Origin of the sequence: Micromonospora sp. WMMD882, assembly GCF_027497255.1 — a bacterium.
Classification (GTDB): domain Bacteria; phylum Actinomycetota; class Actinomycetes; order Mycobacteriales; family Micromonosporaceae; genus Micromonospora.
The window spans coordinates 4,377,405-4,396,317 of the sequence record NZ_CP114903.1 but is presented as its reverse complement, the minus strand read 5'-3'; the positions used below and the strand labels follow the sequence as shown (position 1 = coordinate 4,396,317).

Annotated in this window: 16 protein-coding genes; 7 read left to right on the top strand and 9 right to left on the bottom strand. The window is 73.8% G+C overall.

Annotated features, from left to right (window positions below):
- The first annotated feature begins 84 nt into the window (after positions 1 to 84).
- Both O7606_RS18565 and O7606_RS18560 read left to right on the top strand, forming a co-directional pair.
- The gene (locus tag O7606_RS18565; RefSeq protein WP_281595293.1) at positions 85 to 1,941 is read left to right on the top strand and encodes an acyl-CoA dehydrogenase; all 1,857 of its coding nucleotides are present in this window, start codon (positions 85 to 87) and stop codon (positions 1,939 to 1,941) included.
- Positions 1,942 to 2,104: 163 nt separating this feature from the next.
- Complete coding sequence (locus O7606_RS18560; RefSeq protein WP_275032893.1) at positions 2,105 to 2,374, top strand: DUF6458 family protein; 270 nt, start codon at positions 2,105 to 2,107, stop codon at positions 2,372 to 2,374.
- Positions 2,375 to 2,402: 28 nt separating this feature from the next.
- Here the strand turns inward: O7606_RS18560 and O7606_RS18555 are convergent, their stop codons facing one another.
- On the bottom strand, positions 2,403 to 2,939 hold the full coding sequence (locus O7606_RS18555) for a histidine phosphatase family protein (RefSeq protein ID WP_281595292.1): 537 nt from the start codon (positions 2,937 to 2,939) through the stop codon (positions 2,403 to 2,405).
- Positions 2,940 to 3,055: 116 nt separating this feature from the next.
- Here O7606_RS18555 and O7606_RS18550 point away from each other — a divergent pair, with 116 nt between their 5' ends.
- Complete coding sequence (locus O7606_RS18550; RefSeq protein WP_281595291.1) at positions 3,056 to 3,340, top strand: DUF6458 family protein; 285 nt, start codon at positions 3,056 to 3,058, stop codon at positions 3,338 to 3,340.
- Positions 3,341 to 3,455: 115 nt separating this feature from the next.
- Here the strand turns inward: O7606_RS18550 and O7606_RS18545 are convergent, their stop codons facing one another.
- On the bottom strand, positions 3,456 to 4,133 hold the full coding sequence (locus tag O7606_RS18545) for a hemolysin III family protein (protein WP_281595290.1): 678 nt from the start codon (positions 4,131 to 4,133) through the stop codon (positions 3,456 to 3,458).
- A gap of 102 nt (positions 4,134 to 4,235) precedes the next feature.
- Here O7606_RS18545 and O7606_RS18540 point away from each other — a divergent pair, with 102 nt between their 5' ends.
- Genes O7606_RS18540 through O7606_RS18530 form a run of 3 tightly spaced genes read left to right on the top strand, consistent with a single transcriptional unit; the run spans position 4,236 to position 6,593 of the window.
- On the top strand, positions 4,236 to 4,913 hold the full coding sequence (locus O7606_RS18540) for an allophanate hydrolase subunit 1 (RefSeq protein ID WP_281595289.1): 678 nt from the start codon (positions 4,236 to 4,238) through the stop codon (positions 4,911 to 4,913).
- Positions 4,910 to 5,857 carry a biotin-dependent carboxyltransferase family protein gene (locus O7606_RS18535; RefSeq protein ID WP_281595288.1) on the top strand — a complete coding sequence of 316 codons (948 nt, stop codon included), beginning with the start codon at positions 4,910 to 4,912 and terminating at the stop codon, positions 5,855 to 5,857. The genes O7606_RS18540 and O7606_RS18535 overlap by 4 nt, the downstream gene beginning before the upstream one ends.
- On the top strand, positions 5,841 to 6,593 hold the full coding sequence (locus tag O7606_RS18530; RefSeq protein WP_281595287.1) for a 5-oxoprolinase subunit PxpA: 753 nt from the start codon (positions 5,841 to 5,843) through the stop codon (positions 6,591 to 6,593). The genes O7606_RS18535 and O7606_RS18530 overlap by 17 nt, the downstream gene beginning before the upstream one ends.
- 70 nt (positions 6,594 to 6,663) lie before the next feature.
- On the opposite strand, the gene O7606_RS18525 is transcribed toward O7606_RS18530, so the two are convergent.
- A complete protein-coding gene (locus O7606_RS18525) occupies positions 6,664 to 8,523 on the bottom strand; it encodes an NHL domain-containing thioredoxin family protein (protein WP_281595286.1) in 1,860 nt (619 codons plus the stop codon).
- Between the two features lie 149 nt (positions 8,524 to 8,672).
- Between O7606_RS18525 and O7606_RS18520 the strand changes: the two genes are divergently transcribed.
- Positions 8,673 to 9,749: a cellulose binding domain-containing protein gene (locus O7606_RS18520; protein WP_281595285.1), complete on the top strand. Its 1,077-nt coding sequence runs from the start codon at positions 8,673 to 8,675 to the stop codon at positions 9,747 to 9,749.
- 696 nt (positions 9,750 to 10,445) lie between these two features.
- On the opposite strand, the gene O7606_RS18515 is transcribed toward O7606_RS18520, so the two are convergent.
- From O7606_RS18515 to O7606_RS18490, 6 genes are all read right to left on the bottom strand, one after another.
- The gene (locus O7606_RS18515; RefSeq protein ID WP_281595284.1) at positions 10,446 to 13,232 is read right to left on the bottom strand and encodes a hypothetical protein; all 2,787 of its coding nucleotides are present in this window, start codon (positions 13,230 to 13,232) and stop codon (positions 10,446 to 10,448) included.
- A gap of 347 nt (positions 13,233 to 13,579) precedes the next feature.
- On the bottom strand, positions 13,580 to 13,720 hold the full coding sequence (locus tag O7606_RS18510) for a hypothetical protein (RefSeq protein WP_281595283.1): 141 nt from the start codon (positions 13,718 to 13,720) through the stop codon (positions 13,580 to 13,582).
- A 220-nt stretch (positions 13,721 to 13,940) separates the two neighbouring features.
- Complete coding sequence (locus tag O7606_RS18505; RefSeq protein ID WP_281595282.1) at positions 13,941 to 15,557, bottom strand: dihydrolipoamide acetyltransferase family protein; 1,617 nt, start codon at positions 15,555 to 15,557, stop codon at positions 13,941 to 13,943.
- Between the two features lie 5 nt (positions 15,558 to 15,562).
- Positions 15,563 to 16,552 (bottom strand): alpha-ketoacid dehydrogenase subunit beta, encoded by a 990-nt coding sequence (locus tag O7606_RS18500; protein ID WP_281595281.1) that lies wholly within the window; start codon positions 16,550 to 16,552, stop codon positions 15,563 to 15,565.
- Positions 16,552 to 17,739 (bottom strand): pyruvate dehydrogenase (acetyl-transferring) E1 component subunit alpha, encoded by a 1,188-nt coding sequence (gene pdhA, locus O7606_RS18495; RefSeq protein WP_281595280.1) that lies wholly within the window; start codon positions 17,737 to 17,739, stop codon positions 16,552 to 16,554. Before pdhA ends, O7606_RS18500 begins: the two co-directional genes overlap by 1 nt.
- Positions 17,740 to 18,305: 566 nt before the next feature.
- A complete protein-coding gene (locus O7606_RS18490; RefSeq protein WP_281595279.1) occupies positions 18,306 to 18,911 on the bottom strand; it encodes a hypothetical protein in 606 nt (201 codons plus the stop codon).
- Positions 18,912 to 18,913 lie beyond the last annotated feature (2 nt).

The following is an 18,913-nucleotide window of genomic DNA, read 5'->3' as shown; positions in this document are numbered from 1 at the left end:
CACCCGCTTGTCGGTGCCTACCAGTGAGTAATACAGTCGTGGTTACTGATCGGTAACACCTGTCCGGAAGCGGGGCCAGTCGCCATGACCCACTACAAGAGCAACCTGCGGGACCTGGAGTTCAACCTCTTCGAGGTCTTCGGGGCGGATCGGACGTTCGGCCAGGAGCCGTACTCCGAACTCGACACCGACACCGCGCGCAGCTTCCTCGCCGAGGTCGACCGGCTCGCCCGCGAGGACCTGGCCGCCAGCTACACCGACAGTGACCGCAACCCGCCGGTCTTCGACCCGGCCACCCACACCGCCCCGCTGCCCGAGTCGTTCAAGAAGTCGTACCAGGCGTTCATGGACTCCGAATTCTGGCGGCTCGACCTGCCCCCGGCGCTCGGCGGCAGCAGCGCCCCCCGGACCCTCTGGTGGTCCCTCGCTGAGCTGGTCCTCGGGGCCAACGCCCCGATCTGGATGTACGCCTCCGGCCCGTCCTTCGCGCACGTCCTCCAGGTCGAGGGCACCGAGCAGCAGCAGAAGTGGGCCAAGCTCTTCATCGACCAGCAGTGGGGCTCCACGATGGTGCTCACCGAGCCGGACGCCGGCTCGGACGTGGGCGCCGGCCGGGCCCGCGCCGTCCCCCAGCCGGACGGCTCGTGGCACATCGAGGGCGTGAAGCGCTTCATCACCTCCGGTGAACACGACCTCAGCGACAACATCGTGCACTACGTGCTCGCCCGTCCGGTCGGCGTCGACGGCGTCGGCGGCCCCGGCACCAAGGGGCTCTCCCTCTTCGTCGTGCCGAAGTACCACTTCGACGAGAACACCGGCGAGCTGGGCGAGCGCAACGGCGTCTACGCCACCAACGTCGAGCACAAGATGGGCCTGAAGGTCTCCAACACCTGCGAGGTGACCTTCGGCGAGCACGGCGTGCCGGCCAAGGGCTGGCTGCTGGGCGAGAAGCACGACGGCATCCGGCAGATGTTCATGATCATCGAGTACGCCCGGATGATGGTCGGCACCAAGGCGATCGCCACCCTCTCCACCGGCTACCTCAACGCCCTGGAGTACGCGAAGAACCGCGTACAGGGCGCCGACCTGCTCCAGATGACCGACAAGAGCGCCCCCCGGGTCACCATCACCCACCACCCGGACGTCCGCCGGTCGCTGATGCTCCAGAAGTCGTACGCCGAGGGCCTGCGCGCCCTGGTCTGCTACACCGCCTCCTGGCAGGACCAGGTCGCCATCGCCGAGGCCGGCGGCGACGAGCGGGCCACCAACCTGGCCAAGCGGGTCAACGACCTGCTGCTGCCGCTGGTCAAGGGCGTCGGCTCGGAGCGGGCGTACGAGCTGCTCGGCCACGAGTCGCTACAGACCTACGGCGGCTCCGGCTTCCTCCAGGACTACCCCGTCGAGCAGTACGTCCGGGACTCGAAGATCGACACCCTGTACGAGGGCACCACCGCCATCCAGAGCCTCGACCTCTTCTTCCGGAAGATCGTCCGGGACAACGGCAAGGCGCTGCTGACGGTTTCCGCCGAGATCCAGGAGTTCATCACCTCCGAGGGCGGCAACGGCCGACTCAAGGAGGAACGGCTCGCCCTCGGCAGGGCGCTCGCCGAGATCCAGACGATCCTCGGCACCATGACGGGCTGGCTCGGCGAGGCTCAGGCCGGCGACCACCGGGCCGTCTACAAGGTCGGGCTGAGCAGCCGGCGCTTCCTGCTGGCCGTAGGTGACCTGGTGGTCGGCTGGCTGCTCCAGCGGCAGGCGGACGTGGCCCTGCGCGCCCTCGCCGGCGAGGTGTCCGGCACCGACCGGGCGTTCTACACCGGAAAGGTGGCCGCCGCGCAGTTCTTCGCCCGCGAGGTGCTGCCCCGCATCGGCGCCGACCGCCGCATCATCGAGTCCACCACCCTCGACCTCATGGACCTCCCCGAAGAAGCCTTCTGACCCGCGAATTCCCCCCCCGGTCGGAGGCGGCGAGCGTCAGGCTCGCCGCCTCCGGCCGTTCCGCGCCCCGCAGGGTGGGGATAGGGGTGGGGATCGGGGGTAAGGGGGTGGGGGACGTGAGCAGGGGACGCCCAGAGCCACCGCACGGGGGAGTGCAGCGCACATGGGCATTGGTAGCGGGATCTTTCTCATCGCGATCGGCGCGATCCTGACCTTCGCCGTCCGGGCGAACGTCTGGTGGGTCGACCTGCGTGCCGTCGGCTGGGTGTTCATCCTCGCCGGGCTGGCCGTGCTGCTCACCACGCTGTGGTTCTGGCAGGACCGGCGCAAACGGGCCCGGACGCTCATCGTGGAGGAGAACCGGCTCTCCCATCCGACCGCGATGATGCCCCCGCCCCCCGACCCGCCCCCGCCCACCGCCCCGCCCTCCTGAGCCCGGCGCGGATCCCCCGGGGGCGGCCTCAGTAGGGCGCCCTGCCCTGTGCCGTGACGGCGGCGGGGGCGCCGCCGAGGGCGGACCACGGGCCCGTCACGCGGTGCACGACGACGCCACCGGTGGGCAGGCCGTCCCGGTCCGCCCCGCCGTCGTCGAGGGCGATCGACAGCAGCGAGACGGCCGGATTGTGCCCCACCAGCAGCACCGTGCCGGCGGTCGGCTCCACGGACCGCAGCAGCGCCAGCAGGTCCGCCGTCTCCGCCGCGTACGCGGACGACTCGTAGCGGATCCGGGGCGCCGGACCGCCCGGCGCGCCCTCCGTCGACGTGCCGGTCAGGCCGGACGCCGCCGCGTGCCACGTCTCCCGGGTGCGCCGGGCCGGTGAGCAGATCACCACGTCGGGCAGGAGGTGGTGGCGGGCCAACCACGCGCCGGCCGCGACGGCGTCGGCCCGCCCGCGTTCGGTCAGTGGGCGGTCCCGGTCGACGACCCCGTCGGGCGGGACGGCTTTGCCGTGCCTCAGCAGCACCAACGTGCGTTCGGTGGGGTTGCTGTCCGTCATGGTGCCAGCTTGCCTGATTGGGGATCTCCGTGCTCGGGTAAGTCGATGTGTGCCGCAACCTCGTCAATGGCCGCGGCGGTACGGAACGCCAGCAGAACGCCAAGGAGGGCGACACGATGGGCATCGGCAGCAGTATCTTCCTCATCGCGCTGGGCGCGATCCTCGCGTTCGCGGTCGAGGCGGACCTGGGTTGGCTCAGCCTCGACATCGTCGGTTGGGTGCTGATGCTCGCCGGCCTGGTGGGTCTGATCATGACGGCGTACTTCTGGAAAAGCCGTCGCCGGACGGCGGTGGTGACCGCGCCGCAGGACCGGGTCGTGCGGGAGCGGGTCGTGCCCGTCCAGGACGACCGGGTGGTCCAGGAGTACCGCGAGGTGCGTCGCCCGGGTCACCAGGTCTGACCCGTAGCCGACTGCCGGGGGTCCCGCCCGTCGCGGGGCCCCCGAGTCGTGCGGTCCACCCGACCGGAACGGGTCGTGCGGCCCCGCGGACCGGAACGGGCCGGGCGGGTGGCGGTCAGGCGAACAGGGCGAAGTAGATGGCGACGTGGTGGCAGACCGCCGCCACCAGCGTGCAGGCGTGGAAGAACTCGTGGTGGCCGAAGACCGTCGGCCACGGGTTGGGCCGGCGCAGCGCGTAGCAGACCGCGCCGACGCTGTAGATCGCGCCGCCGACGACCAGCAGCACCAGGGCGGTGACCCCGCCGGCCCGGAGGACGTCCGGCACGATCGCCACGGCGGCCCAGCCGAGGGCCAGGTAGAGGGGGGCGGAGACCCACCGGGGCGCGTGCGGGCGGACCAGCTTCAGGGCGACCCCGCCGAGCGCGCCACCCCACACCAGCACGAGCATGACGGTCGCCGCCCGGTCGGTCAGCAGCAACAGGCAGAACGGCGTGTACGTGCCGGCGATGAACACGAAGATCATCGAGTGGTCCATCCGGCGCATGACCTGGAAGCCGCGGGCCGTCCACACCCGGCGGTGGTAGAGCGCGCTGGTGCCGAACAGCCCGCAGACGGTCACGCTGTAGATCAAGCAGCTCAGCAGGGGCGCCCAGCCCGGCCGGGTGGCCGCGATCGAGCAGAGGACGACGCCGCAGACCACGGCGACGAAGAACGCGTAGGTGTGCAGCCAGCCGCGCATCCGCGGCTTTCCGAGGTCGGCCGGCCTGAGCCGGACCGGGTTCGAGGTGCTCACGCCCCTCAGGCTACGGCACCGTAAGTTACTTGTAAGTATCGTGGTGGCCCACGCCACGCCGATCAGATGCGCCACCGGCGTGGCGTGGGCCACCATGACGGCATGCGGATCCGTCCCGTCGGCGCCCACGCCCTGCTGCTCGACTGCGCCGAAGCCGAAGCCGAAGCCGAAGCGTCGCCCGGGCCGGCACGGGGCGGGGGGAAGGGCCGGCGGGAGGCCGGGTGGTGGGTCGAGGTCTGGCGGGCCGAGCTGTGGCGACGTCGGGAGGCCGGCGAACTGGACGCCGTCGAGATCGTCCCGGCCGCCACGACCGTACTGCTCGACGGGGTCGCCGACCCGGCCGCCACCGCCGCCCGGATCGCCACCTGGGCCCCGCGGCCCACCGCCGGGCAGCGGTCCGCCCGCGCCGTCGAGGTGCCCGTCCGGTACGACGGGGAGGACCTGCCCGCCGTCGCCGAGCACTGGCAGGTCGACGTGCCCGAGGTGGTACGCCGACTGGCCGACACCCCGTTCCGGGTGGCTTTCTGCGGCTTCGCCCCCGGGTTCGGCTACCTGACCGGGCTGCCCGCCGGGTGGGCGGTGCCCCGTCTGGCCACGCCCCGACCCCGGGTGCCGGCCGGGTCCGTCGCGCTCGCCGGCCCGTACGCGGGGATCTATCCGACCGCCTCGCCCGGCGGCTGGCTGCTGGTCGGCCGGACCGACCTGCCCCTGTTCGACGTGTACGCCGACCCGCCGGCCACCCTCACCCCCGGCGCCCGGGTCCGGCTGGTGCCCGCGTGATCGAGATTCTCCGGGCCGGGGCCCTCACCACCGTCCAGGACCAGGGCCGACCCGGGTACGCGCACCTCGGCGTACCCCGGTCGGGGGCGCTCGACCCGGCGGCGCTGCGCCTGGCGAACCGGCTGGTCGGGAACCCGGAGCCCGCCGCCGGCCTGGAGATCACCCTGACCGGCTGCGAGCTGCGGTTGGGCCGGGCCGCCACGGTCGCGCTGACCGGAGCGCCGGCCGACCTCCGGGTGACCTGCCCGGCGCGCTGCCGCTGCCGCCTTCCCGCCATCCGATCGGGCCGCGACCCGGCCGACCAGCCCGGCCCCGCCCACCGCCTGGGCAGGCCGCCCGCCGACCGGGCGGTGGACGTCGGGCGTCCGCTGTCACTGCCGGCCTCGACCGTGCTGCGGATCGGTCCCGCCCGGCACGGACTGCGCAGCTACCTGGCCGTCTCCGGGGGGATCGCCGTCGAAACGGTGCTCGGCAGCCGGGCCACCGACACCCTCTCCGGGCTCGGCCCGCCCCCGCTACGCGACGGCGACCGGCTGCCGCTGGGCCCGGAGCCCGGCCCACCGCCGCCCGTCGACTTCACCGTGCCGCCGCCGCCCGTCGACGAGCTGCGGTTGACGCTGCGCCTCGGCCCCCGGCACGACTGGTTCACCCCGACCGCGCTGGACCGGCTGCTGCGTACCCCGTACGTGGTCAGTCCGGTGGGTGACCGGATCGGCGCGCGACTGGTCGGCGCGCCGCTGCCCCGTGCGGTGGCCGGGGAACTGCCCAGCGAGGGGATCGTGCTCGGGGCGGTGCAGGTGCCCGCCGACGGGCAGCCGCTGGTCTTCCTCGCCGACCACCCGACCACCGGCGGCTACCCGGTCGTCGGGGTGGTGGACGACGTGACCCCGCTCGCGCAGGCCCGTCCGGGTACTACCGTCAGGTTCCATGGACCTCAACGCTGATCTCGGGGAGGGATTCGGCATCTGGCGGCTCGGCGACGACGAGGCGCTGCTGGACCTGATCACCTCCGCCAACGTCGCCTGCGGCTTCCACGGCGGCGACCCGTCCACCATGCGGCGGGTCTGCGCCGCGGCCACCGAACGGGGTGTCGCCGTGGGCGCGCAGGTCGGCTACCGGGACCTCGCCGGTTTCGGCCGCCGGCACATCGCGTACGCGTTCGAGGAGCTGCGCGACGAGATCACCTACCAGCTCGGCGCGTTGAACGCGTTCTGCCGGCCGTACCGCGCCCAGGTGCGTTTCCTGAAGCCGCACGGCGCGCTCTACCACGCGGCGGCGACCGACGAGACGCAGGCCGCCGCCGTGGTGGCGGCGGTCAGCGACTACGACCACGATCTGCCGGTGCTCTGCCCGGCCGGCTCGGTGCTCGCCCAACTCGCCACCGGGGCCGGGCTGCGGGTGGTCGCCGAAGGCTTCGCCGACCGCAACTACCAGCCGAACGGGGCCCTGGTGCCCCGCTCCGCCCCGAACGCCCTGGTCACCGACCCGCACGAGATCGCCGCCCGCGCCGTGCGGTTCGCCACCGACGGGACCGTCCAGGCCGTCGACGGAAGCGCCGTCGCCTGCCCGGTCGAGTCGATCTGCCTGCACGGCGACACCCCGGGGGCGGTACGCGCGGCGGAGCTGGTGCGCGCCGCCCTCATCGACGCCGGGGTGCCGCTCGCCCCGTTCGCGGTGTGAGGAAGGGCACCCTACCAACGCCTCGGGCATCGAAAGGGTCCCTTCCCGGCACACGACCGCGTGGCGGGGCTCAGGCGTCCAGGCCGCGCAGCACCAGCGCGAGGCGGGCCGGGGCGTCGGCGAGCACCCGGACCGGCACCCCCCAGTCCTGCCGGGTCAGGTGGCACGCGCCGTGCTCGTCGGCGACGTCGCAGGTGGCCGCCTGGGCGGTCACCTGGAGCACCCCGGCCGGCACGTCACCGTCGACCACCAGGCGGCGGGACAGGTCGGTGCCGGCGCCGGCCCCGTCGAGCAGCAGCTCCGGCGGGGACGCCGAGACGACCAGCCGGGTGGACGGGCCGAACGTCTCGTCCAGCTTCTGCCCGGGCGGCGGCGTGAAGATCACGTCCAGGGTCAGCGCACCGGGAGCGACAGGCGTGGGCGGACGCTCGGCGCGGTGCCGGGGCCCGTCGACGGTCCTCGCCCCGGCGGCGGAGAGCACGCCCGGGGCGAGCCGGGTCAACCGGTGCGCGGCCGACTCGACCACCAGCACGTCCCCGGCCGGGGTGAGCACCACGTCACTCGGCTCGGCGAGCCCGTCGGCGACCGTCGCCACCAGCCCGGTCGCCGGATCGAAGCGGCGCACCGCGCCGTTGTACGTGTCGGCGACCAGCACCGACCCGTCGGGCAGCGCGCAGACACCCAACGGGTGCTGGAGCAACGCCTGGTCGGCCGGCCCGTCCACGTGCCCGAAGTCGAACAGCCCCTGCCCCACGGCGGTGCCCAGGACGCCGTTCTCCACGTACCGGATCGCGCTGGTCTCGCTGTCGGCGACCCACAGCCGTACCCCGTCGGTGGAGACGGCGAGCCCGGACGGCTGGGCCAGCCACGCCTCGGCCAGCGGGCCGTCCCGCAGCGCCTCGACGGTGGTGCCGGCGTACCTGCCGGCGGTCCGCCTGACCGGGTCGAACCACCAGAGCTGGTGGATGCCGGCCATCGCCACGATCACCTTGTCGTCGTACCAGGCGAGGTCCCAGGGGGAGGAGAGGTCGACCGAGCGGGCGTCGTGCGCGTGGTCGTCGACCGTGGAACGCCACTGCCGGCCGGTGCCGGCGACGGTGACGACCTCACCGGTGTCCAGCCGTACCCCGCGCAGCAGGTGGTTGACGGTGTCCGCGACGACCAGGTCGTACCCGGCGACCTCGGCGACGTGCGCGGGCAGCAGGCAGAGCCCCTGCGGCTCGGCGAAGGTGGCGGTGCCAGGCGGGCCGTCGGCGTTGCCGCGCGCCCCGGCGCCGATCCGCCGCAGGACCGTCTCGCCATCGGGGGCCAGCTCCACCAGCGAGTGCCGGGCCGAGTCCGAGACCAGCAGGTGCCCGCTCCCGTCGTCCCCGCCGGCGGTTCCGGGGCCGAGCGCCACGGCCTTGCCGGGGAAGCGCAGGGTCGTCGCGGCCTCCGGCGGCGGCACGTACGGCCCGTCGCCCCGGCGCAGGGTGCCCTTGGCCTCGTGTACGCCGATCAGCTCGTCGACCAGCCGGGCCAGCCCCTCGGCGTGCCCCTCGCCGGCCATCGTGGCGACCACGTACCCCTCGGGGTCGACCACAACCAGGGTCGGCCACGCCTTCGCCGCGTACTGCTGCCACATGTCCAGCTCGGGGTCGTCCAGGACGGGGTGGCGCACGCCGTACCGCTCGACCGCCGCCGCCACGGCGTCCGGGTCCTTCTCGTGCTCGAACTTCGGCGAGTGCACGCCGACGACGACCAGCACGTCGCCGTACTTCTCCTCCAGCGGGCGCAGCTCGTCCAGCACGTGCAGACAGTTGACGCAGCAGAAGGTCCAGAAATCGAGAATCGTGATGCGGCCCCGGAGGTCGGCCAGCGTGAGCTGCTTTCCTCCGGTGTTCAGCCAGGCCCGCCCCCGCAGTTCGGGGGCGCGTACGCGTGCGCTCATGCCCCCATCGTGCCGTACGGGTGGTGCGTCATCGGTGTAACGGTGCTTACGGGCGGCAGGTCGGCCGGTCTGCGCCTTGACAGCGGGCCCGGCGCACCGGAGAGTCATCCTGTTAATCGATGTCCGACGATGCTTTGGCGAGGTGCGTCATGAGGAAGTCGCTGACGGCCGTGCTGGCCGGCGTCGTCGCCGCGGCCGCGGTGGGCGTCGGGATGGCGTACGCCGGCGTGGCGAGCGCGGCGGCCGGGTGCCGGGTGGACTACGTGGTCGGCAGCGAGTGGGCCGGCGGCTTCAACGCCGAGGTCACGATCACCAACCTGGGCGACCCGGTAGACGGATGGACCCTCGGTTTCACGTTCCCCGCCGCCGGGCAGCGGCTCGCGCACACCTGGAGCGCCACCTGGGACCAGTCGGGCCAGCAGGTCAGCGCCACCAACCTGCCCTGGAACGCGACCCTGGGCACCAACCGGTCCACGGTCATCGGCTTCGTCGGCGCCTGGTCGGGCAGCAACCCCGCGCCGACGACGTTCACGCTCAACGGCAGGCCGTGCACCGGCGCGATCCTGCCCACCCCGACGCCGACCCGGACCACCCCGCCGCCGGTCGCCGACTGGCCGCCGCAGGTCGCCTTCCTCAGCCCGGCCGCCGGAGCGGTGTACACCGCTCCCGTCACCATCCCGCTGGCGGCGACGGCGACCGTGGGCGGCGGCGTCAGCATCACCTCGGTGTCGTTCCGCGTGGACGGCGTCACGGTGGCCCAGGGAGTGCCGGCGGGCAGCAACCGGTACGAGGCGCAGTGGACCCCGCCGACAGGGGACCCCGGCACCAGCACGACCTACGTGGTGTCCGTCTCGGCCGGCACCAGCCAGTCGCTGAGCGGCAGCGCGCCGCCGATACGCATCACCGTGGTCACGCCGCCGACCTCGGGCGGCAACCACCCGCCGGCCGTGTCGCTGAGCACCACGTCCGGCAGCAGCTACTTCCTCGAACCGACCATCGTCACCCTGGTGGCCGACGCCACCGACGCCGACCCCGGGGACGGCGTTGACCGGGCGGAGCTGTACTCCGGCGCCACCCGGATCGCCACCTCGGCGACCGGCAGCGGGCAGCGCTACCAGTTCCAGGTGGACCTGGCCGCCGCCACCTCGTACACCTTCACCGTGCGGGTCTACGACTCCCACGGCGGCATCGGCATCTCGAACCCGCTGAACTTCACCGTGCGGTAGCCATCGGCGCATACCGGCCGACCGTGCGGTGACGTACCGTCAACGGTCCCTTGTCGATCCCGGGGTCCGGGCATGCACGACCGCGCGCCACACGGTTGCTGCGGAAAGGTCGGAGCCGGGTGATCTGGTCACGCTGGGTGGTCATTCGGTCGGACAAGGACTGCGCTGCTTTTCCTTTGCTCTGCACCCACATCCGCGCCAGACACAACCGGCTACTTGTCGCACTGCCGCGCAGGCGGTGATCGCAGGACCGAACGCCTGCTCAGGGCTGGTGTCGCTGATATGGGTGCAGAGCAAAGGAGGAAATTGTCTGGCGTGGTTCGACGACGAGGAACACCCAGCGTGAGAGAGCTGTTGAGCCAAGGTTCGGTTACTGGACGTAGTTGACTTCGGCCCGGTGGGGCTCCCGTCCGCCTGCTGCGGTGCAGGACGGCACGGGAGCGGGTGTGCGCGGGCGGAAAGGCTGGCAGCCTCTAGGTAGAGAGCGGCGCGGTCGGTGGAGGCGAGGCCCGGCGGCTGCGTCTGCGGTGGGGTCCGTCCCTGCGGGGGAGCGGGGGCGGGCCCAGCACCCCGACGAAACGGCCGGCGGCGGACCTGTTCGGTCCGCCGCCCGCCGTCGCTTGTCGTCGCCCGCTGCCGCTGCCGGCCGCTGCCGGCCGTTGCTGCCGTTGCCGTTGCCGTTGCGGGCAGCGTGGGTCAGCCGGTCGTGGCCGGAGCCAGGCAGAGCACCCGGTTCGCGGCGTCGCCGGGCAGCACGACGTGCGGTTGCGCCTGGTCGGCGCACTTCTCCTTCGCGTCGACCCTGGAGACGACCTTGAACGCTCCCTCGTCGCCGCAGCCGGCGGCCACCGCGCCGGCGCCGGACTGCTTGACGCAGGAACCGACGGCCGGGTTGAAGGCCGGGGGCGCGTCGGAGCCGCCGATCTTGCCGAGCAGCATGAGCAACCCGAGCGGGACGACCAGGATGAGCACGGCGGCGGTGAGCACCGCTGCCAGCACCCGCCCGTTGCGTACCTTCGGCGTGGGCGGCTCCGCCGGCTTCGGCGTCTCGGCCTCCGGCTTGAAAGCGTCGAACCGGCCCTGGTTCGCCTCGCCGGCCGGCTCCCCGAGATCCCAGAGCGGACGGTCGGGCTGGTCGCCGCCGGGAGGGAAGGCCGCCGGGAAGCCCCGGGTGGGGTCGGCCGACCCCGGCCCGTGGCCCGGCACGGTGCCGTTGACAGCGCCGCCGCTGACCGGGGCCGCCGCGCCGCTGAACCGGTCACCCGGCTGGTTGGGCTCGCTGTGCGGCCTGGTGCCGTTGACCGGACGCTGGCTCGGCACCGGGTCGGCGAAGGCCGGCATGCCCGGCGGGAAACTGGGCAGCGCGGGCTGCGGGACGGGCGGAGCGGACGCGGCGGCGGCCGGCACGTCACCGAATCCACCCGGGCGGTCGTGCTGGTCACGCTCGTCGAACCGGTTCCCGGGCCCCCGGTCGAATCGGGCCGCGTCGGGACCGTTGAACCGGTGCTCCGGCGCGTCGAACCGGGCCGCCTCGGGACCGTCGAACCGGGACTCGGGCGCGTCGAACCGGGACTCCGGCCCGTCGAATCGCGATTCGGGTCCGTCGAACCGGGGGCCGGGGGCCGCTCCGGAGAAACGCGGATCCGGCTCGCCGTCGAACCGGCCCCCCGGCTCGCCGTCGTGCGGGAAGCGGTGCGGCTCGGCCTGCTGCCCACCACTGTGGTCCGACTGGTCCGGGCTGGCCGGCCGGCCGTACACCCGGGGTTGCGGGGCCGGCATGGCGGTCGGGTGCAGCGCCTGGTCCGTCGGGGGTGTCACCCGGCTGGAGAGCGGTACGGAGGCACTCGCCGTGACGCTGCCGCCCGCCTCCCCGGCGCCCGCCGACTCCGGCGACGTACGCGGCTGCGGAACCACCGGCGCGGAGGCGGCCTGCGGCTCGCCGCCCCAGCCGTCACCACGTTGCTCGGCCTCGAAGCCGCCCTGGCCACCCTGTTCGCTGTACCCACCCTGTTCGGCGTAGCCGGACGGGGGAACGTAGTCGGCGGGCGGCGACGCGGCCAGGCTGGCCCCCGGCACCCGGGTCTCCTGTGGCGGCAGCGGAACCGCGTTGGCGGGCGAGATGCCCGGTCCCGGGGCCGGCTGGTACATCGGGCCGTTCTCGGCGCGGGTCGGCTCCCAGCTCGGGTTGCCGGCCGCCTCGTCGGTGGGGGCGGGGGCGGCCTTGCCCCAGACCTCGTCCGCCGACCACGGCTCGCCCTCCGGCACGACCGGTCGGGCGGGCACCGGTTCGTCTCCGGGGCGGTCGGGCGTCGCCCCCCAGGCCGGTCCACTCTCGACCCGGACCGACGCGGTCGCCCGGGCGGGCGGCGCGGAGGTCGGCTCGGCCGGCGGCCACGACTCGGTGGGGCGGGACTGGTCGGCTCCCGGCCAGGACTCGGTGGGGCGGGACTGGCCGGCCGGCGGATCGAAGTCGGGACGCTGCTGCTCCTGCTGCGCCGGCACGGAGGCGGCGCCCCAGGCCGGGGCCGACGTCTGCTCGTCGGCCGGACCCCACGGGCCGGACTGCTGACCACTGTGTTGCGGGCCGGGGCCCCACGCCGACGGCTGCGGGTCGCCCGGCGGGCGGACGGAGGCCGAGCCCCGGGCGCCCGGCTGCTGCTCGCCAGGGCCGCCAGGGCCCCAGCCCGGCTGCTGTTCGCCGGGGTTGCCGGGAGTCCAGCCCGGCTGGCGGTCCGGGGACGACTGCGGTGGCCCCCAAGCCGTGGGCTGCTGGTGCTGCTCCGGCGCGGCGCCCCACGGGGCGCCCGACGACTGCTCCTGGCCGCCCCCCCACTGGCTGCCGCCCTGGGGCTGGTCACCGCCCCACGGGGCGGCCTGCGGCGGAGCGCCGGAGGGGCTCCAGGGCTCGGTCGGCTGCTGCTGGCCACGAGCCGGCTGCTCACCGCGGGTCGGCTGCCCGCCGGGCGGGACGGCGCCCGGCCCGGCGGCCCACGCCGGCTGTGCCGGCCCCTGACCGGGCCAGTCCTGCTGGGCGGAGTCACCGGGCCGACCCCAGGCCGGCTGCTGGCCGCCCGGAGCGTCCTGCTGCCCCCAGGGCTGCTGCTGCGGCTGGGCGGCGGCCCACGCGGTGGTCGGCTGCTGCTGGTCGGCCTGCGGATCCCAGCCGCCGGACTGCTGCTGGCCGCCCTGACCGCCGTACGGCTGGCCGGAACCGGGTGGCGGACCCCACTGCCCCGGCTGCTGCTGCTCGCCGGGGGACTTCCACCCGACGGTCGGGGGCGTTTCTCCCGGTGCGCCCCACGCCGGGGCGGGCGAGCTCGGACGAGCGGCCGGTGGCGGGGGCGCCCAGCCCAGGTCGGGGGCGGCTGTGCCGTACCCGTTCTCCTGCTGCGCTGACCGGTCGCCGTACGGCGCTGATCCGCCGGCGCCCGGCGACACCTCGTCCGGCTCCTGGCCGGGGTGGTGCGGGCCCTCGGACGTCATGGCTGCGCCTCCTCCATCACATGTCGGCCGCCGACGCCGATCGGGTGCCGTCGGCTTGGTTGCCGGCCTAGCCGGCTCACCGGCCGTGCCGTGCTCCCCGCACCGTATCGGGTGCCGCCCAGGGCGGCCGGGGGAGCACCGGCCGTCACTCCCCGTTGCCGTGTGGTGTCGAGCAGTTTCTATCTGCCCGAACCCTCCCGACAGGGGCGTTGGCGACCGTGCCCCACCGTACCGGGCGCTCCGTCCTAGGCGGAATCCCGGTGCCGGGGGCCGGGAACGCCGACGGCCCGCCCGGTGGGGCCGGGCGGGCCGTCGATCTGGAGGAGGTGAGGAAGGTTCGGGTCGCGTCAGCGCATCATGTGACGCTGGGCGATGGCGATGATCTCGTCACGGACCGCGGGCGAGTTGGCGGAACGCAGCGCGTGCTCGATGGCACGGGCGCGGCGGTTGGCGTCGCGGCGGTTACGGATTCGCTCGATCATGCTCACGGGACTCTCCTCCTGGACTATTCGGTTGTCAGCCGGTCGTGTCTCCATTGAAGCGCAGAAACCTGCGACTTGCCATCGATTACAAGGTGAGCTGAGACACGAGCCGAACAATCGAAGGCCAGAAGGGCTGGTGACCAAGCTTTCTGTTGTTCTCATGATGGCGGCCGGTGCACCGGGAGTTCACCCCCGGCACACCGGCCGTCGTCGTCCGGTCGGTGGATCACGTCCAGGCGAGCAGCGCCGCCTCCGGGTCGGTCAGGAAGTCGCCCACGTCCCGCAGGAACTTCGAGCCCAGCTCACCGTCGATGATCCGGTGGTCGAAGGACAGCGCCAGCGTGGTCACCTGCCGTGGCTTGACCTTGCCCTTGTGCACCCAGGGCTGCTCGCGTACCGCGCCGAAGGCCAGGATCGCCGACTCGCCCGGAGGCAGGATCGGCGTACCGGTGTCGACGCCGAAGACGCCCACGTTGGTGATGGTGAGCGTGCCGCCGGACATGTCCGTCGGGGAGGTCCGCCCCGCCTTCGCCGTCCGTACCAGATCGGTCATCGCGTCGGCCAGCTCACGCAGCGACAGTCGCCCGGCGTCCTTGATGTTCGGCACGATCAGGCCGCGCTCGGTGGCCGCCGCGATGCCCAGGTTGACGTACTCCTTGACGACGATCTCGTCGCCGGCCCACGTCGAGTTGACCATCGGGTGCCGCCGGACCGCCAGCAGCACCGCCTTCGCGACCAGCAGCAGCGGCGAGACGCGTACGTCCCGCCACTCCCGCTTGGCGCGCAGCCGGTCCAGGGACTTCATCGCCCGGGTCACGTCGACGGTCAGGAACTCCGTCACGTGCGGGGCGGTGAACGCCGAGCGGGACATGTTCTCGGCGGTCAGCTTGCGTACCCCCTTGACCGGGATGCGCTGCTCGCGGTCCGCGCCGAAGCGCGCCGCGCCGGTCGCCGGGACCACCGCGGACGCCGTCGCCGACCCGGCCGCCGCCGGGTCCAGCGCCGCCGCCGGGTCGAGGGCCGTGGTCGTGCCCGGGGTCGCCGTCGTGCCCAGGGTCGCCGCCCGCTGGACGTCGTCCCGGGTGATCGAGCCGAGCGGACCCGAGCCGGTCAGCGTGGCCAGGTCGACCCCGAGGTCCCGGGCCAGCTTGCGCACCGGCGGCTTGGCCAGCACCGGCCCGCCGACCAGCCCGTGCCCGTTCGCCGCAGCCGCCGCCGTGCCCGGGACCGTCGTGGTCGCGGTCGCTGTGCCCGGGACAGCCGTGGTCGGGGCCGTCGACGTGGCCGGGGTGGCGGGAGCCGCCAGGCCCGCAGCGGGGTCCCGGGTCGGGGGCGCGGCGGGCGCGGCCTGGGTCGGGGGCGCGGCCTGGGCGGGCACGCCGGTCTTGCGTGGACGGCGCTTCGCGGCCGTGGTACGCGGGCCGTAGCCGACCAGCACCGCCGTCCGCCCACCCGGGGCGACACCCCCGATCAGGCCCGGCTCGACCATGCCCTCGTCCGGGGCCACCTGCACCGCCGCCAGCGACGCCGCCGACGGGACGGGCAGCTCGGCCGTCGGGGCGCCGGTGGTGGACTGCGGCTCGATCGGCCCGGCCCCCGGGTCGGTGTCGATCGCGATGATCGGCGAGCCGACCTCGACGGTGGTCCCCTCCGGGTGGAAGATCGCCTGCACCTGCCCGGCCCACTTCGCCGGGATCTCCACCGCCGCCTTGGCCGTCTCGACCTCGACGATCGGCTGGTTCAGCTCGATGGTGTCGCCCACCTTGACCAGCCAGGCGAGGATCTCGCCCTCGGTCAGCCCCTCGCCCAGGTCGGGCAGGTTGAACTCCTTGATCCGCGACATGCCGCTCACCAGCCGAACGCGCGGTCGACGGCGTCGAGCACCCGGTCCAGGTCGGGCAGGTACTCCTCCTCCACCCGGGCCGCCGGGTAGGGGATGTCGTAACCGGTGACCCGCAGCACCGGGGCCTCCAGGGAGTAGAAGCACTCCTCGGTGACCCGGGCCGCGACCTCGGCGCCCAGACCCAGGTTGCCCGGGGCCTCGTGCACCACCACGCACCGGCCGGTGCGCCGCACCGACTCGTACACCGGGGCGAGGTCGAGCGGGGAGAGCGTGCGCAGGTCGATGACCTCCAGCTCCCGGCCGTCCTCGGCGGCGGCGGTCGCCGCCTCCAGGCAGGTCCGCACCATCGGCCCGTACGCCAGCACGGTGGCGTCCGTGCCGGGCCGCGCCACCCGGGCCGCGTGCAGCGGGTACGCCGAGTCCAGCGGCGCGTCCACCGCCACCGGCCCCTTCTCCCAGTAACGCCGCTTCGGCTCGAGGAAGACGACCGGGTCGTTCGAGGCGATGGCCTGCTGGATCATCGTGTACGCGTCCTGCGGGCCGGAGCAGGAGACCACCTTCAGCCCGGCGGTGTGCGCGAAGTACGCCTCCGGCGACTCCGAGTGGTGCTCCACCGCGCCGATCCCGCCGCCGTACGGGATCCGGATGACCATCGGGATGCTCAGCTTGCCGCCCGAGCGGTAGTGCATCTTCGCCACCTGCGACACGATCTGGTCGTACGCGGGGTAGACGAAACCGTCGAACTGGATCTCGCAGACCGGCCGGTAGCCGCGGATGGCCAGGCCGACCGCGGTGCCGATGATGCCGGACTCGGCCAGCGGTGTGTCGATCACCCGCTGGTCGCCGAAGTCCTTCTGCAACCCGTCGGTGATCCGGAACACCCCGCCGAGCTTGCCGACGTCCTCGCCCATGACGACGACCTTCGGGTCCTGCTCCAGGGCCCGGCGCAGGCCGGCGTTGAGGGCCTTGCCGAGGGTGAGCGTCTCCGTGGCCATCAGTGCCCACTCCCCTCGAACGACGCGTGGTACGTGGTGAACTGCGCCCGCTGCTCGTCGAGCTCGGGCGACCCGGTCGGATAGACGTGGTCGAACATGGTCACCGGCTGCGGGTCCGGCATCGCCAGCACCCGCTCCCGCAGGTGCACCGCCTCGGTTTTCGCCTGCTCGTCCACGGCCGTGAAGAAGTCGGCGTCGGCGATCTGCTGCCGCTCCAGGAACGCCTTCATCCGGGCGATCGGGTCCTTGGCCTGCCAGGCCTCGACCTCGCTGGCGATCCGGTACCGGGTCGGGTCGTCCGAGGTGGTGTGCGCCCCCATCCGGTAGGTGTACGCCTCGATCAGGCTCGGGCCCTGCCCGTTGCGGGCGTTGTCCAGCGCGTGCCGGGTCACCGCGTACGTGGCGAGCACGTCGTTGCCGTCCACCCGTACGCCCGGGAAGCCGAAGCCGGCGGCCCGGCGGTAGAGCGGCACGCGGGTCTGCCGCTCCAGCGGCTCGGAGATCGCGTACTGGTTGTTCTGGCAGAAGAACACCAGCGGCGTGTTGAACACGCTCGACCAGACGAAGGCCTCGTTGACGTCACCCTGGCTGGTCGCGCCGTCGCCGAAGTAGGCGATCACCGCCTCGCCGTCGTCGCCGCCGGTCCTGCCGTCCATCGCGACGCCCATGGCGTACCCGGTCGCGTGCAGGGTCTGCGCCCCGATCACGATCGTGTACATGTTGAACTTGAACTCGTTCGGGTCCCAGCCGCCCTGGTCGACGCCACGGAAGAGACCGAGCGGCATGATCGGGTCGATGCCCCGGCAGTAGAGGACCCCGTGCTCCCGGTAGGTGGGGAAGGCCATGTCCTGCGGGCGCAGCGCCCGACCCGAGCCGACCTGCGCCGCCTCCTGGCCGAGCAGGCTCGCCCAGAGACCCAGCTCGCCCTGCCGTTGCAGGGCGGTCGCCTCGGCGTCCAGCTTCCGCACCAGGACCAGGTCCCGGTAGAGGTTCCGGTACTCGTCGTCGGTGAGGTCGACGCGGTACTCGACACCGTCCGCTCCGGTGACGCTCTCGATCCGCTCGCCCTCCGGAGTGAGCAGTTGCACCAGCTCCGGGTCACCGGCACCCTTCGTCCCGGTCCGCTTCGACCTGGGTGCGGCACGTCTGCCGCGGGTGGTGGTGACCCCGGGGTCGCCCTTAGCCATCCGTCTCTCCCTGTCATGTCTGCGTCGGCACCGGGGATTGCCCGGCCGCGCAACTCGTGCGCCCGCCCGGCAGGTGCCGGGAGGTCTCCTGGCAGCCGCACCTGGGCCCCTTGTGGGGGGTGCCGTACGGCGTGAGCCGGATTCTGGCCGAACCCGGTTCGGGAGCGTCGACGGTGCGTCGCGCCTGTCGCGGGGTACGCGAGAGACACGGCAGCGCCGCCGTCGTGTGTCCATCCTCCCAGAGGAGGTGAGCGCGCCCACACCATGCCCGGCCCGATCAGCGAACGGCTGTCGGATTTCCGGCTATTCGGGCTTCGGTCTCCGGTTCGGTGGGCTCCGGCCGCGTCGTCGCAGGCAAAACGCGTGTCGACACGCTGTGCAGGGTTGGCGGACCCAGCGTGACTGGTCCAGGCTGGGGTGGGGCGCGAGTGAGGAGTTCGTAGGGTGTCCGAAAGTGATGGCCCCGGTCCGCCGTTGCTGGGCCGGCACCGCGCCTCCGGCGTGGGCGGCTACCGGCGGATCGTCGGGGCGCACCGGGCGACGGGGGCGTCCGGTCCGCCCCGGGGCTACCTGTTCACCGTCGCGCTGCTCGCCGGCACCGCATCGATGCCGATCATCGCGGCGATCAGCACCGGCTCGGCCACCGTCGGCGGTACCGCCCCGCCGGGCACCAACACCCCGTTCATTCCGACGCCCTCCCGGGGGCCGGTGGTGATCACGTCGCCCCGGTCGACGGCGTCGGGCAGCCCACGCCCGTCCAGCACGGTCGGCCCGTCGGCCACGCCCACCCGGCCCGCCGCCGGGCCCACCTCGGGCCTCGACGCGGACGGCCTGCCGCCAGGCTGGTCCCGGCCCCCGACGGGGTCCCGGCCGGCGCCGGCCCGTCCGGCCCGGCCCGTGCCGTCCCCCGCGCCCCGGCCGACCACCCCCACCCCGCGACCGACCACCCCCGCGCCGCACCCCACCCCGCGACCGACCCTGCCCGCCCCGCATCCGGCGCCCACGGTCGAGCCGACCAGTACGGCCGACCAGCCGAACCGCCCACCGGGGCCGGCGCCGACGAACCCGCCGCCGACGAACCCGCCGCCGCCGTCACCCCGACCGCCCTGGCCGAAACGCGTCCCGGCCGCCCCGGTCGGCGGCAGCGCCTCGGCCGGGCCCCTGATCGACACAC